Raw genomic sequence first — 13,873 nt, 5'->3', positions numbered from 1 at the left:
TTTAGTGATTTAAACGATCTTTTACAAATTCAATTTGTGTTTTGCCGTGTGGTTTTGGTTTGCCGTCTTCGTCTAGATTAACCATTACAATTTCATCGATTTTAATAATGGTTTTACGGGTCATTTTATTTCGTACTTCACAAGCTAAAGTAATTGAAGATTTCCCGAACTTAACCACATCTATGCCTATTTCAATAATATCTCCTTGCTCAGCAGAGCTAATAAAATTAATTTCATTCATGTACTTAGTAACTACACGCTTGTTTTCTAACTGAATAGTAACGTACAAAGCAGCTTCTTCATCAATCCAAGCCAATAGTTTGCCTCCAAATAATGTTTGATTGGGGTTTAAATCTTCTGGTTTAATCCATTTTCTAGTGTGAAATCGCATATTTTTCGTTTTGAATGAAGATAAGCTTAATTTTTAATTCAGAAAAAATAACATTGATAAATTAAGGTGAATTCAATTTATATACATCTTAAAGGAAAAATCTTTTAGATTGTATAGAATATTCCTATTTTGGACGCATAATAAAGCAAGAAGCTACTTCAAGATTACAAATTAGCTAAACAAACTGCTAAAAGCATCAAAAATATCCTGTCTAATTCCTTTATTGGCAGCCGCCGCTAAAGCTATAGAAATAACTAAGCCTGCCATTGCGTTTCCAAAATCTGAAAAGATAAGATTGCGCGCTTTCCTTTTATGTTTTTTGCCTTTTTTATTTCTAGACAAGCTAATAGCAATTTCACGACCTCCAATTATTCCTAAAAACACCCAAGTAGTGCTCAATGGAACCGTACTTATAAACAGTTTATAAATCAGCAAAATGACGTAGGAAAAGTCGACCAAAGTTGCTGCTCGAATGTCAGATATTCGTGATTTTTTACTAACTACTTCTTGAATTTTATCTCCACGTAAGTAAAACAAGAGTCCTAATCCTGCAAAAATGGTTAATGTAAATATCAAAAATTGAGTTACACTTAATTGCCTTGGTAAGTAAACAGCAATGTTAGCACCATCTTGCATCACCCAAACCGCCCATAAAGCTCCACTAATAATCCATTGTACAACCGACCAAGACTTGTGGTGTTTTCTACTTTTAAAATACTTACGAATAGTGTTATAAGAAATGTACCAAATGGCAAAAGAAATAATAAACGCCATTGCATATCCTGAAAGACTTTTAGTTACAACAGAAGTAATACCTGCTGAAGTTGCACTAAAAACAGACAACAACAAAAAGGTAGTTGAAACGGGCATTTTTAATCGGGTAAGGATTAATAATACTAAGGGTGCAACTACTTGAAAAAAGCTAAAATTCTTTCCTAAATCGTCTACCGGATGTGGAAAAGCTTTTGTGCCATCTGGGTTTAAACTTGATAATCGCTGATAAGTAACATCTCCATCATTTAAAATGAAACTTATAGTAACCGTGGCAATAAAAATCCCACCAATATATAACCATAAAATCCACCATTGTCGAGCTCTATTACTCTCAATAAAAGTTCCTAGAGATTGGATACTGTCGTTGGCAACTGCTGCATAAGCTGCAAAAAAGAAACCAAGCCACATGGCAGCATTTGCACTAAATGTAACTGCTGCAGCCAGAATTAAACCAACCAAAACAATGGTTAGGAAAGTTTTTTCTTCAGCTAAAAAGTCAAGTACGTTTAAATAAGGTCTGTCTCGATCAAAACGTTGAAACTTGAGTGGCTTTTTAGATTTTTTACCTTTTTTTCCCATTAGGAATTTTTCAATTAAGTGTGCAAAATTAAATCAATTCCTTCTTTCAATGTTTCTAAATTGTTAAGTTTTACCAATCAAACTGAAAACTTACTCCACCTAGAATTTGAAAATCTTGAACCGGATAATTCAACCAACGCTCATAATTTCCTCCAAAAATATTTTTAGCTTCAACAAAAGCGTGTAATTGATTATTAATTTTATATTGTACAGAAAGATTTGCATCTACAAAACTAGACAAGGTAACTATCTCAAGTTCATCAAATGGTGATGTTAAAGATTCTTGTAAGGCTAAATCTTCACGTTCTCCAACAAAAAATACCGAAGCTCCAAACTTCCATTTTTCATTCATTTTGTAGTTTGCAAATACAGACGCACTTGTTTCAGGCAAGTTATATGCAGCTTCTAGTTGATCTACATCATATGAAGAGTAATTGGCTAAAAAACCAACAGTTAATTTATTATTTAAGCTGTAATCTATTTCAACATCAAGCGCTAAAGTATTTAAATCGTCGTACACAAGACCAAAAGAATTTCTATAATTAAAAGCTTCTCCACTTGTGCTTGCTGTATTGTTTAATGTAAAAAAAGGATTATTTTCTGAAGATGTATAACTCACTTTTGCATTGTAACTCAAGGCATAACTTCCTCCTTTAAGACCTAAAAAAGCATCATATTGTCTATTGGTAGGTGCAACACCAAAGGTTGGAGAAATAAACGGATTAGAGTTTGAAAAATCTTGATAAGAATTCTGATCTAAACCTCCATCTACTCCACCAAAAGCTATTAAATTATCTCGCGTTATTTGATAACTACCTTCCACTTTTGGGTATACATAAAAGCTGCCTTCGCTATTTTCTAAATCTGATAAATACGTAAAGTCCGCACCAAGCTTAAGACTAAAGCGTTCTTCATTTATTTGAATATTTGGGTTGTAAGCCGTTATTGCAAAAGCGTAATTGTAGTCTCCAAGGCTTTCATTTTTAAATTCACCTCCTAAATAATCAAACTTAAAGCTGTTTTCAATACGTTGGTCGCCTATAAAAAAGTCTACTTGTGGTTTCAATACAAACCTGTTTTCTTGGCTACTGAAATTATCTGAAAAATTAGAAAAATCTACTTCAACATTTTTAAAAAATGCATCATAAAAAGCTAAACTTCCACCTAAATTAAAGCTTAAATAATTTTGAGAAATATCGTTTAATTCTCCATCTATAATTGGCAAAATGTTTTCTGGAACTCCATAATAATTATAAGCATTATAGGCTAAACCGCCGTGTAAATCCCAAACAAAATCTTGTTCTTCAGAACTAAACTTAAGTTGAAGCGCATTGGTCATGAAATCATCATCCAGCTCTACTTCATCAATACCGCCTTGCGATGAAAAGTGAGATAAGCCAATGTTTAATCGTTGATGATCGTTTAAGGCTAATTCGCTAAAAAATTCAGCTAAAATACTGGTAAAGTTACCTGCACCTACTCTAGCATAATTATTAAAATTATCTAGATTATCTGATGTTAAACGCAAACCACCAGCTCTTCCCTTCGCTGGCGTAAAAGTTGAAGCCACGGGAACTTCTAAAATAGAGTAATTTAAAACCTGCGGCTTGGGTAGAATACTATCATTGAATTTAGGCTGCTTTTTAATTTTAAAAGCATCGTTTACACTAGGATTGTACTGTTTAGTAATAATTAATTTTTCTGGTGTTATGGTGTCTTTTTCTCTTTGTGCATAAGTATTCACAAGAAAAAAAACAGAAAAACTAATCCACAAAATAGATTTTAAATTTGGCATAGTCTGTTTTTTACAGGGCATTTTAATGTTTACAAATAAACTAAACTTTAACGAAATTGATAACTCTAAAATGGCTTTATTATTGCTTAAAATCATAAATCTTTGCTTGAGAATATAAATACGCAATGAATTGGAATCTTAAATCTGAAAATTATCATTTTCATAAAAAAATAAGTATTTTGCATCCTACTTTTTAAGAATTGTTAATGTTAGAAATTTCAAATTATATAAATGGAGATTTTGTTGAATCTACTAGCAAGCTGCAACTCGATGTAATAGATCCTTCTTCTGCCAAAGTTTATGGAAAAATGCCGAGTAGCAATAAAGATGATATTGAACTTGCCGTACAAGCTGCTGAAAAAGCTTTGCCAAATTGGAAAAATTCAACGCTAGCATTTCGAAGTAAAATTTTACAAAATATTGCAGACTTAATAGAAAACAATGCAGAAGATTTGGCAAGAGCCGAATCTAAAGACAATGGTAAGCCTATTAGTTTAGCGGCTAAAGTAGATATTCCTAGAGCAGCACAAAATTTTAGTTTTTTTGCAAAAGCCATCACACAATTTTCATCTGAAGCACATGAAAGCTCTGGATTACAAAGCATTAATTTCACGCTTAGAAAACCTATTGGAATTGTAGGATGCATTTCACCTTGGAATTTACCTTTGTATTTATTCACTTGGAAAATTGCTCCCGCTTTGGCAGCAGGAAATTGCGTAGTAGCCAAACCTAGTGAAGTTACTCCTGTTACTGCTTTTATGTTAAGTAAAATATGTATTGAAGCTGGACTTCCCAAAGGCGTTTTAAACATTGTACACGGTTTAGGGCCAGCGGTTGGAAATGCCTTAGTAAAACATCCAAAAATTAAAGCTATTTCATTTACAGGTGGCACTGCAACTGGAAAACACATAGCAACAGAAGCAGCTCCGCAGTTTAAAAAACTGTCTTTAGAGTTAGGCGGAAAAAACCCAAATTTAATTTTTGCAGATTGCGATTATTCTAAAATGCTAGCCACTACTGTAAAATCCTCTTTCGCTAACCAAGGACAAATCTGTTTGTGCGGATCAAGAATTTTTGTTGAAAAAAGCATCTACGAGCAATTTAAAAAAGACTTTATCAATGAAGTTAAAAAATTAAAAGTGGGTCATCCCGCAGAAAAATCAACTAATTTGGGCGCTTTGGTTTCTAAAGCACATTTAGAAAAAGTAGAAAGCTACGTTCAACAAATAAAGCATCAAAACGCAAAACTTTTACATGGTGGAAATCGAGTTAAAGTAAAAGATTATGAAGATGGTTTTTACTTTGAACCTACTGTTATCGAAGTACAATCTAATACTTGTGCTTTAAACCAAGAAGAGATTTTTGGACCTGTAGTTACAATAATGCCGTTTAAAGACGAAACGGAAGCATTGCATTTAGCCAACGAAAGTCCTTACGGATTATCGGCAACGCTTTGGACCCAAAATATAGATCGTGCCATGCGCCTAAGCCAAGAATTAGAAACAGGAATAGTTTGGGTAAATACATGGCTAAATAGAGATTTACGAACGCCATTTGGCGGCACAAAGCAAAGTGGCGTGGGTAGAGAAGGCGGTTTAGAAGCCCTTCGGTTTTTCACTGAACCCAAAAACATTTGTATTGCTTATAACCAACATCCATAAAACACATTTATGCAAAAAAAATTAAGAATAAACGGACACTCACACTTGCTTCCCTATCCTGAAGAAATTCCTGATTTTATGCGTGAAAAGGAAATTTTTTGGGTAGATGAAGATAAAAAATTCATGCTTCAGAAAGGCTGGAAACGCCCTGTTACCGATTCTAGTTTTTTCTTAAATGAAAAATTAGAATGGATGGAGCGTTTCAATATAGACCATGCGGTTATTTTAAATTTATCGCAATTATATGGTAACGGACTTCGGGTAGAAGAAATGAAAAAAGCTTTGCGCTTTCAAAACGATTTCAATGCGCGGGTACAACAAGACCATCCTACAAAATTCTCTTGCGGATTTGTAGTACATCCTGGTTTTGTACGTGGTGCTTTATGGGAAATTGAACGTTGTGTTGAAGATTTAGGCTTGCGTTTGCTTTGTTTACCAACGCATTATATGGATAGTATTGGTACTTGGCGATGTATTTTTGATGAAGAAAACGAACCGATTTTCGAAATGGCAAGCAAGTACAATTTAGCAGTTGAAGTGCATCCTTATGATGGAGAAAAGTTTATAAAATTAGAAAATACATCTTGGCGATTTCACCTGATTTGGATGTTAGCCCAATGTGCAGATGCCTATCACTTTCACACGTTAAACGGATATCCAGACAAATTCCCAAACATGCGGGTGTGTTTTGCACATGGTGGACAATTGGCACAAATTAACTTAGGAAGAAGAATTCAAGGTTTTGATGGTAGACCCGATTTATTTGAAGGTAAAGTGCATCCAAGAAAATCAGTTGGTCATCGAAATATTTTCTTTGATACCTTAGTTCATGATACTAAATCCTTTAAATTATTAGTAGATAATCAACAACCCAAACAAATTATTACTGGACTTGACGATCCATATCCATTAGGTGAAATGGAAAGCGAAAAACAGTCTTCGTATCCAGGAAAAATATTGGATTTAGCTGTAGACCAAAATGTAATTTCTGAAATTGAACGTGACCAAATTTGGTCTAACAATGTATTGCAATGGTTGTATGGAGACGATGAAAAAGGTAAAGAAGAATTGGTAAAAAGAATTTTAAGCTAATGAATTTCTTACCTGAAAACATTGAAGCTTACGCTGAAGAACACAGCATGCCAGAACCAAAAATCTTACAAGAATTGCAAAGAGAAACTTGGCAAAAGGTCTTGCAGCCACGAATGTTAAGCGGCCATTTTCAAGGAAGGTTATTGAGTTTAATTTCGAAACTAAAATCTCCAACCCACATTTTAGAAATAGGAACTTACACAGGATATTCTGCATTGTGCTTAGCTGAAGGGTTACAAACCGAAGGCCAATTGCATACGATTGATAAAAATGAAGAATTAGAAGAGATGCAAACTAAGTATTTTGAAAAATCAGGTAAAGCAAGTCAGATTTTTCAACATATTGGAAATGCATTAGATATTATTCCAAGTTTAAATATTCAATTTGACTTGGTTTTTATTGATGCCGATAAAATGAATTATAAAAACTACTTTGACTTGGCTTTACCCTTATGTAATCCTGGTGCTTTAATCTTATCAGACAATGTTTTATGGAGCGGTAAAGTTGTTGAAGATATAAACCCTAAAGATAAAGATACTCTTGCTTTAATAGATTACAACAAATACATCAATCAACATGAAGCTGTTGAATCTGTTTTGTTGCCCATAAGAGATGGCTTAACACTTACGCGAGTAAAGTAATTAATTTTCAGGATCGAATTTACAAGAGTTGAAGCCGATAATTTTATACAAAGGGCAAAAATTAACTAGACTTGTAATTAGTAAAATAATAGCAAGTGCGGTTAAGACCATACCCAATATTCCTGAAATCACATCAAATAAGTAAAGCAAGGCAATTCCTATAGCTACTAAAGTTCGAATGGCTCGGTCTAATTTTCCTACGTTTCTATTTAGCTGCATTAAAATCTTCGTTTTACGGGTCCAGTGATTTCATCTATGTCATCTTTTACCTTAGCCGCTTCTTTGTCTATCTGTTTGGTAATATCTACTTTATCAAACTCCTGAGAAGTTCTTTCAGAAGACTTGTTGATTTCAGATTTAATTTCGTCTGTGGCATTTTTAACCGATTTAGCTGCTTTACCAAGATTACGAGCAATATCAGGTATTTTATCTGCACCAAAAACCATAACCACAATCAGTAATATGATGGCAATTTCTCCTCCGCTAATGAAATATATTAAATTCATAGGGCAAATATACGAAATACTGAAGTGCTCAAATACGGATAAATTATAAATTATGAATAGGTTTAAAGGCTGGATTCAAGAAATAAAAAACCACGTTTTCTCAAACGTGGTTTTTTTAGTCTAATTAATATAAAATCTTTCTAGTCTTCTTTATTTTTAAATTCATCAAATTCAGACTCTTTTTCTTTAGCTGGCCAGTTGTTGTTAGACAAGTCTACATCAGCGGTTTCTATATCAGGATCTACAGTTATATTAACTATTCGCTTATCAGATGTAATTGCCTTGCTAACTTCTTTGTCGTTTTTACGCCAAACTTGTGCTGGATAGGTTACTTTTTCAGTTGAACCATCTTCGTAAGCATATTCAACAATAATAGGCATTACTAAACCACCTGGTTTGTTGAAGGTAACTTCATAAAAATACTTTGGTACATCTAAGTCTACTTGTTCTTGAGCAGAAAAGTTATCCATTATAAATTCATTTAATAATGGGGCGTTTTCTAAAGGATCTTTTTCTAGCATAGCTTCATCAAAATCTTCTGAACCTACTTCTACTACATACACAGCTCCAGCAGTTCTTGGGTCGTTTTCTGGATCTGTAATTCCGTAACGAGCCAGTAACTCTTTGCCTTTTTTTGTAGGTGTATTGGTTGGTAAATATTCTTTTACGCTTTTTACACCAATGTCTACATAATCTGTAGTATAAAACCAGCCTCTAAAATACCAATCTAAATCTACAGCAGATGCATCGTCCATAGTTCTAAAAAAGTCTTCAGGAGTTGGGTGTTTAAACATCCAGCGTTGAGCAAAAGTTTTAAAAGCATAATCAAACAATTCTGGTCCCATTACTGTTTCTCTTAAAATATTAAGTGCAGTTGCTGGCTTTCCGTACGCATTGTTTCCAAGTTGATAAACTTGTTCAGGGTTAGTCATGATTGGAGATATGTAGTCTTGGTTTCCCTTCATGTAATCTACAATTTTAGAAGGCTCTCCACGTCTTGAAGGATAAGCATCTAAACCACCTAAAGCATCAGGATGTTTCTTGCCAAATTCTTGTTCAGCTAAATATTGCATAAACGTATTTAAACCTTCATCCATCCAACCCCATTGGCGCTCATCACTATTTACAATCATTGGGAAATAGTTGTGTCCTATTTCATGAATAATAACACTAATCATTCCATATTTTACTCGATCTGAATAAGTTCCGTCTTTATTTGGTCTTCCGTAATTCCAGCAAATCATAGGATATTCCATTCCTTGATTTTTTGCGTGAACTGAAATAGCTTTATGGTAAGGATATTGAAATGTAAAATCGCTGTAAGTTTCTAAAGTACTAGCTACTGCATAAGTTGACCATTCTTCCCAAAGTGGATTTCCTTCTTTAGGATAAAGTGAAATGGCCATGACTTCCTTATCTCCTATCTTTACATTCATGGCATCATAAATGAATTTTCTAGAAGTAGCAAAACCAAAATCTCGAACCTTTTCAGCTTTCCATTCCCATGTTTTTGTTTTTGTTGCAAAAGCTTTTTCTGCAGCTTCTGCTTCTTCTTGGGTTACAATTAGAACAGGTTTATCAAAAGATTTTTTTGCTTCATCATAGCGTTTCATCATATCTTTTGTAAATACTTTTTTTCTATTTTGAAGTTCGCCCGTAGCTTCCATAACATGGTCTTCAGGAACTGTAATTTTTACATCGTAATTTCCGAAAGGAAGTGCAAATTCTCCGTTACCCCAAAATTGGTAGTTTTGCCATCCTTCTACATCATTATACACCGCCATTCTTGGAAAAAACTGTGCAATAACATAAGCGTTGTTTCCATCTTCTTCAAAATGTTCATAACCTGATCTTGCTCTGTTTGTTACGTGATTATTTATTAAATAATTCCATTCGATATCAAATGTAAAACTTTCTCCAGGCTTCAAAGACTGTGGCATATCTATGCGCATCATTGTCCAATTTATTTTATGTGGTAATGGTTGGCCGTCTTTGGTTAGCGAAGTAATTTTAAAACCGCCATCAAATTCTTCACCCATGTAAGTTTCTGTGAAATTTTCTACTGGCATTACAGGTGAAAAACCAGCACCGTCTTTTTCTTTAGCTGGGCTTCCTTTTTCTCTAATGTTTTGGTCCAATTGCATCCAAAGGTATTCCAATTCGTTTGGAGAATTATTGGTGTAAGTAACTGTAGCTTCACCTGTTAAACGTTGTGTTTTGTCGTCCAACACAATATTCATCTGGTAATCTGCTGTATTTTGGTAATACTCATGTCCTGGAGCTCCCGCAGCTGTTCGATAAGAGTTTGGTGTTGCAAATAAATCGTGAAGCTGTTTAAATTTATTCTCGTTGGTGTGGCCTTGTTGTTTTTCTTCTTCTTCCTGTGCCATTAAAGTTAATGGTAGAAGAAACAAGCTTGAAACGAAAATACATTTCAATAAATTTCTCATAGTTTTCAAATTTTGATTGCTAAAATAGTTATTTTTTAGGTTTGATAAAATGTTAGTAGGTAAAAGTATGTTTTGACTTAGATTTAGTTAAAACCATACTTTTCAATTCCTTGTTTTTTTTGAAGTGTACCAAGTTTTTTTGTTCTTCAAATAAATCGGTTAAGATTAGGTTTTCAACTGAAATAGAATTAAAATCAGGAATGTTTTCAGCTTCAATATAAAGGTAAATTCTATCATCTTCATAGCGCTTTCCTATAAAATTGAGTTGAACTTCTTTACCTTGTATTTCAATATTTAATTTTTGATTGATGTATCTCGAGATCCATTGATCTGCATTTTTTGATTCTTCATCAGGAAGCAACACTATTGGAATGCTAAATCTTTTTCCTAACACATCTTCAAAGTCATCTACAAAAACTCGACTGATTATTTGAATTGCTTTTTCTTCAGTTTTATACTCCACATCCGTAACACTAACGTAAAATTTATGGGAATTAAAACTGGTTTGAGAGAAACAAAAAAGACTAATGAGTAGAAATTTCGTTGGCTTTAAGTAGTTTATAAGCATCGGCTTTTAGTCTAAGGTATTTAATGATTTCTAAATCTTCGTTATTTTGTACGTATGATTTTAACGCATTGTCTTCTATGCAAAAGTAAATAAAATCTTCTAGGTACTTTTCTTCAATTCCTAAATCTGTAACAAAGTATGTTTTAGGAATGCGTTGTTGTATATCATTTTTTAAATCATCTAATTTACTCCACTCATTTAACATGCGGAGTTTTTTAATTCTTCCATTTATTGAATTTAGAATATAATCTACAGAAGTACTGGTCGCGGTGTACAATCTTCTTTCAGTTTGAGACAAAGGTTTTCGGGGTGGTTTTAAACCTGCAGCTTTATAGTCAAAAACGTAACTTGGCATATTTTGCGCATCTTCAACTAAATTTCCTGTTAAACCATAAGGGTTTAAAACTACTTCGCGCAAAAGATTATTTTTTTCAACTAACTGAACTTCTAAAAATTCATTTTGAATTATCTCTTCAGAAATTACCACCTCAAGTTTTTCAAACTGAACAGCACTAAAAATTAATGTATCGTTTAAATGAACCGAAACATTAAACTCTCCTTTGGTATTACTAATGCTGCCTGTTTTTTGTGAAAGATTAATAATATTTACAAAAGCTGTTTCTTCGTTGTCAGCTATAATTTTTCCTTCTAAATTTATTGATTGCGCATGAATACAAACTCCTGAAAATAAGAAAAGTGAAATATAAACAAGTATTTGTTGAAGCTTCATTCTATAGATTGCATATTTGAATTAACGAACTTCATTCTTAAAAATTGCAATTATAAATTTTTGTTTTTACAGCAGTTTTAAAATTGAAAAAGAGAAAAATAAATCATCTATAATTTGAATAATCCTGTAGTGCATCCAAAACAAAGTAAATTTTGTTACTAATTAGATTTGAATTCATTGGATTTTTCTACCAAAAATTGAATAAAGTCAAGTTGATTTTCTTTCTTCAATAACTCTTTACTAAAACCAGTGTCTTGAACAAAGAAGATAAATTCATTGATGTTTTTCTTGTCGATGTCTAGATATTCATTGAAAAAATCGTCGTCATACATCTTTCTAACGGTAACATCTAAATCTTTAGGTAATTCATTTTTTTCATTTTTACCCACATTTTTAAAAATGGTTCTAAAAATATTAGCAACGTCTAATCCGTATTCAATAAATTGTTCATCTACAATAGATTTTCGCTCTGCAGTTTGACGATCTGCAGTGTATTCACCTTCCATGGTGTTAATTGCTTTTTTTGTGTCTTTATCTAAATTGATTTTATCGGTAGTTTTCACTTTTTGCGCATCTACAACAATGTTTCCAGTTAAATCATAGGGTTTAATAACAACTTCATCAAGTGTATTTTCAGACTCACGTAACAAAACAGTCATTTTTTTATTATCTACAATTGTTTGGTTGATGAAAACTGAAAAATCTACATATTGAACTGCAGAAAAACTCAACTCATCACCTACGCCAACAAAAATCTGAAATTCGCCAATTTCATTAGTAATAGTGCCTTTTTCGGTTGTTTTATTATATACATCAATTTTGGCAGCATCATCTTGCAAAGGCACGTTTACTTTTCCTTCAACAAAAACACGTTCTGTTATTTGAGCAAAAGTTAAAAAGGGCAGAAAAAAAAGAATTAGATAAAAATTTCTCATGATGTTAAATGTGTTTAAAAGATACAACAATATATATAAAATCAGCGAAGTTTACAACACGAAACAACAATTAATTAAAAGAGTTAAAATGACAAATACTTCTAATTATAAATGTTTATTAGCCAGTACTTCAACCTTACATCAAGGCAAATATTTGGAATACCTCCTGCCTGAATTAGTTAATTTATTTAAGAATATAGACGAAGTTTTGTTTGTTCCCTTTGCAAGACCAAGTGGAATTAGTCATGATGCATACACCCAAAAAGCAAATGAAGCCTTTTCTAAAATTGGAAAAAAATGTGTTGGTTTGCACCAGTTTAATCAACCAATTGAAGCCATTAAAAATGCGAAAGCCATTTTTACAGGTGGTGGAAATTCTTTTGTGCTATTAAATCAATTGTATAAGTTTGACTTACTCGATGCTCTGAAACAGAAAATCTCTAATGGAACTCCTTATTTAGGCACAAGCGCAGGCAGTAATATTTGTGGTTTAAGTATTAAAACTACAAACGATATGCCTATAGTTTACCCGCCGAGTTTTGATGCTTTAGGTATTGTTCCGTTTTTAATAAATCCACATTATTTAGATCCTATTGCTAATGATAAACATATGGGTGAAACTCGAGAAACCCGAATAAAAGAGTTTATGACCTATAATAAAGAAATGGTTTTAGGTTTAAGAGAAGGAAGCTGGTTGCATTTAGAAAACAGTAAAATACTTTTAAAAGGAAATCTCAGTGCACGTTTGTTTCATAAGCAAAGCATTAAAGAAATTGACAGTGGTTTTGATTTGAATTCAGTAAAGTTAAATTAATGGATTATCAACACATTATTGAAAAGCTAGAGCATAAAATTAGCAAACTTCCTAAAACAGGAAAAGTAGCTAATTACATACCTGAATTACAGAAAGTAAATCCTGATAAATTTGGCTTACATCTTTCCTGTGTTGATGGAAAAGATTACGCTTTTGGAGATAGCAATGAATTATTTTCAATACAAAGTATTTCAAAAGTTTATACTCTTGCTTTAGCAAAAGAAATTGTTGGCGATGATCTTTGGAAAAGAGTAAACGTAGAACCTTCGGGAAATGCATATAATTCACTCACACAACTCGAAAACGAAAATGGAATACCACGAAACCCATTTATCAATGCAGGTTCTATTGTTGTTGCAGATTTGCTTTTAAGTGTTCTGGAAAACCCAAAAGACGATTTGCTAAATTTTGTTAGAAAAATAAGTAAAGATGAAAGTATTGCTTATGATGAGCGCGTTGCCGAATCTGAAAAAGCAACTGGTTCTAGGAACGTAGCCTTAATTTATTACATGAAATCTTTAGGCAATATTAAAAACAACCCAGAAGCAGTTTTAGACTTTTATTTCTACCAATGTTCCTTAAACATGTCTTGTAAACAATTGGCAACATCGTATAAAATTTTTGCAGATGACGGAAAGTTATCAGGTACAAACCATCAAGTTTTTAATAATCAAAGTGTGAAACGAATCAATTCTATTATGCAAACCTGTGGATTTTATGATGAAGCTGGCGAATTTAGCTACCGTGTAGGATTACCAGGGAAATCTGGAGTTGGCGGCGGTATAGTTGCTGTTCATCCCAGGCAATTCTCTGTTGCTGTTTGGAGTCCAAAACTCAATGATAAAGGAAATTCAAGTTTAGGCATGAAAGCTCTAGAAGAATTAACCAATTTAACTGGCTTATCTATTTTCTAAATAAAGTGCTAACTATATTTAAG

The 13,873-nt window shown here is 32.8% G+C and carries 14 protein-coding genes; 5 read left to right on the top strand and 9 right to left on the bottom strand.

Annotated features, from left to right (window positions below; translation table 11 throughout):
- Position 1 precedes the first annotated feature (1 nt).
- The 3 genes from IEV72_RS12375 to IEV72_RS12365 all read right to left on the bottom strand — a co-directional run bounded on the left by IEV72_RS12375 (position 2) and on the right by IEV72_RS12365 (position 3,539).
- The gene (locus tag IEV72_RS12375) at positions 2-391 is read right to left on the bottom strand and encodes an acyl-CoA thioesterase (RefSeq protein WP_188459432.1); all 390 of its coding nucleotides are present in this window, start codon (positions 389-391) and stop codon (positions 2-4) included.
- Between the two features lie 171 nt (positions 392-562).
- Positions 563-1,744, bottom strand: coding sequence for a hypothetical protein (locus IEV72_RS12370; protein WP_188459431.1), 1,182 nt, complete (start codon positions 1,742-1,744; stop codon positions 563-565).
- Between the two features lie 70 nt (positions 1,745-1,814).
- Positions 1,815-3,539, bottom strand: a complete 1,725-nt coding sequence (locus tag IEV72_RS12365; protein ID WP_188459430.1) for a TonB-dependent receptor — start codon at positions 3,537-3,539, stop codon at positions 1,815-1,817.
- Positions 3,540-3,745: 206 nt separating this feature from the next.
- On the opposite strand from IEV72_RS12365, the gene IEV72_RS12360 reads away from it, so the two are divergent.
- Genes IEV72_RS12360 through IEV72_RS12350 form a run of 3 tightly spaced genes read left to right on the top strand, consistent with a single transcriptional unit; the run spans position 3,746 to position 6,933 of the window.
- Positions 3,746-5,200 carry an aldehyde dehydrogenase gene (locus IEV72_RS12360; protein ID WP_188459429.1) on the top strand — a complete coding sequence of 485 codons (1,455 nt, stop codon included), beginning with the start codon at positions 3,746-3,748 and terminating at the stop codon, positions 5,198-5,200.
- A gap of 9 nt (positions 5,201-5,209) precedes the next feature.
- A complete protein-coding gene (locus tag IEV72_RS12355) occupies positions 5,210-6,292 on the top strand; it encodes an amidohydrolase family protein (protein WP_188459428.1) in 1,083 nt (360 codons plus the stop codon).
- On the top strand, positions 6,292-6,933 hold the full coding sequence (locus tag IEV72_RS12350) for an O-methyltransferase (protein WP_188459427.1): 642 nt from the start codon (positions 6,292-6,294) through the stop codon (positions 6,931-6,933). The genes IEV72_RS12355 and IEV72_RS12350 overlap by 1 nt, the downstream gene beginning before the upstream one ends.
- Here the strand turns inward: IEV72_RS12350 and IEV72_RS12345 are convergent, their stop codons facing one another.
- The 6 genes from IEV72_RS12345 to IEV72_RS12320 form a co-directional block, all read right to left on the bottom strand.
- Positions 6,934-7,152, bottom strand: a complete 219-nt coding sequence (locus IEV72_RS12345) for a YgaP family membrane protein (RefSeq protein ID WP_188459426.1) — start codon at positions 7,150-7,152, stop codon at positions 6,934-6,936.
- Entirely contained in the window at positions 7,152-7,439 is a 288-nt protein-coding gene (gene tatA, locus IEV72_RS12340) for a twin-arginine translocase TatA/TatE family subunit (protein WP_188459425.1), read from the bottom strand. Before tatA ends, IEV72_RS12345 begins: the two co-directional genes overlap by 1 nt.
- Positions 7,440-7,579: 140 nt before the next feature.
- A complete protein-coding gene (locus IEV72_RS12335) occupies positions 7,580-9,889 on the bottom strand; it encodes a M1 family metallopeptidase (protein WP_188459424.1) in 2,310 nt (769 codons plus the stop codon).
- A 52-nt stretch (positions 9,890-9,941) separates the two neighbouring features.
- The gene (locus IEV72_RS12330; protein ID WP_373284008.1) at positions 9,942-10,457 is read right to left on the bottom strand and encodes a DUF6702 family protein; all 516 of its coding nucleotides are present in this window, start codon (positions 10,455-10,457) and stop codon (positions 9,942-9,944) included.
- On the bottom strand, positions 10,414-11,187 hold the full coding sequence (locus tag IEV72_RS12325) for a BamP family beta-assembly machinery protein (protein WP_188459423.1): 774 nt from the start codon (positions 11,185-11,187) through the stop codon (positions 10,414-10,416). Before IEV72_RS12325 ends, IEV72_RS12330 begins: the two co-directional genes overlap by 44 nt.
- Positions 11,188-11,345: 158 nt before the next feature.
- Positions 11,346-12,122 carry a BamP family beta-assembly machinery protein gene (locus IEV72_RS12320; RefSeq protein WP_188459422.1) on the bottom strand — a complete coding sequence of 259 codons (777 nt, stop codon included), beginning with the start codon at positions 12,120-12,122 and terminating at the stop codon, positions 11,346-11,348.
- Positions 12,123-12,210: 88 nt separating this feature from the next.
- Here IEV72_RS12320 and pepE point away from each other — a divergent pair, with 88 nt between their 5' ends.
- A complete protein-coding gene (gene pepE, locus IEV72_RS12315; RefSeq protein ID WP_188459421.1) occupies positions 12,211-12,936 on the top strand; it encodes a dipeptidase PepE in 726 nt (241 codons plus the stop codon).
- The gene (locus tag IEV72_RS12310) at positions 12,936-13,850 is read left to right on the top strand and encodes a glutaminase (RefSeq protein ID WP_188459420.1); all 915 of its coding nucleotides are present in this window, start codon (positions 12,936-12,938) and stop codon (positions 13,848-13,850) included. Before pepE ends, IEV72_RS12310 begins: the two co-directional genes overlap by 1 nt.
- The last annotated feature ends 23 nt before the right edge of the window (positions 13,851-13,873 follow it).

Source organism: Psychroflexus planctonicus, assembly GCF_014640195.1.
GTDB lineage: Bacteria > Bacteroidota > Bacteroidia > Flavobacteriales > Flavobacteriaceae > Psychroflexus > Psychroflexus planctonicus.
This window is presented reverse-complemented; position numbering and strand designations above follow the sequence as displayed.

Excerpts from the sequence above, each read along its gene's own strand:
- IEV72_RS12320 (WP_188459422.1), bottom strand. The coding sequence starts at position 12,122 with ATGAGAAATTTTTATCTAATTCTTTTTTTTCTGCCCTTTTTAACTTTT.
- IEV72_RS12345 (WP_188459426.1), bottom strand. The coding sequence starts at position 7,152 with ATGCAGCTAAATAGAAACGTAGGAAAATTAGACCGAGCCATTCGAACT.
- IEV72_RS12350 (WP_188459427.1), top strand. The coding sequence starts at position 6,292 with ATGAATTTCTTACCTGAAAACATTGAAGCTTACGCTGAAGAACACAGC.
- IEV72_RS12325 (WP_188459423.1), bottom strand. The coding sequence starts at position 11,187 with ATGAAGCTTCAACAAATACTTGTTTATATTTCACTTTTCTTATTTTCA.
- IEV72_RS12330 (WP_373284008.1), bottom strand. The coding sequence starts at position 10,457 with ATGCTTATAAACTACTTAAAGCCAACGAAATTTCTACTCATTAGTCTT.
- tatA (WP_188459425.1), bottom strand. The coding sequence starts at position 7,439 with ATGAATTTAATATATTTCATTAGCGGAGGAGAAATTGCCATCATATTA.
- IEV72_RS12365 (WP_188459430.1), bottom strand. The coding sequence starts at position 3,539 with ATGCCAAATTTAAAATCTATTTTGTGGATTAGTTTTTCTGTTTTTTTT.
- IEV72_RS12370 (WP_188459431.1), bottom strand. The coding sequence starts at position 1,744 with ATGGGAAAAAAAGGTAAAAAATCTAAAAAGCCACTCAAGTTTCAACGT.
- IEV72_RS12355 (WP_188459428.1), top strand. The coding sequence starts at position 5,210 with ATGCAAAAAAAATTAAGAATAAACGGACACTCACACTTGCTTCCCTAT.
- IEV72_RS12335 (WP_188459424.1), bottom strand. The coding sequence starts at position 9,889 with ATGAGAAATTTATTGAAATGTATTTTCGTTTCAAGCTTGTTTCTTCTA.
- IEV72_RS12360 (WP_188459429.1), top strand. The coding sequence starts at position 3,746 with ATGTTAGAAATTTCAAATTATATAAATGGAGATTTTGTTGAATCTACT.
- IEV72_RS12310 (WP_188459420.1), top strand. The coding sequence starts at position 12,936 with ATGGATTATCAACACATTATTGAAAAGCTAGAGCATAAAATTAGCAAA.
- IEV72_RS12375 (WP_188459432.1), bottom strand. The coding sequence starts at position 391 with ATGCGATTTCACACTAGAAAATGGATTAAACCAGAAGATTTAAACCCC.
- pepE (WP_188459421.1), top strand. The coding sequence starts at position 12,211 with ATGACAAATACTTCTAATTATAAATGTTTATTAGCCAGTACTTCAACC.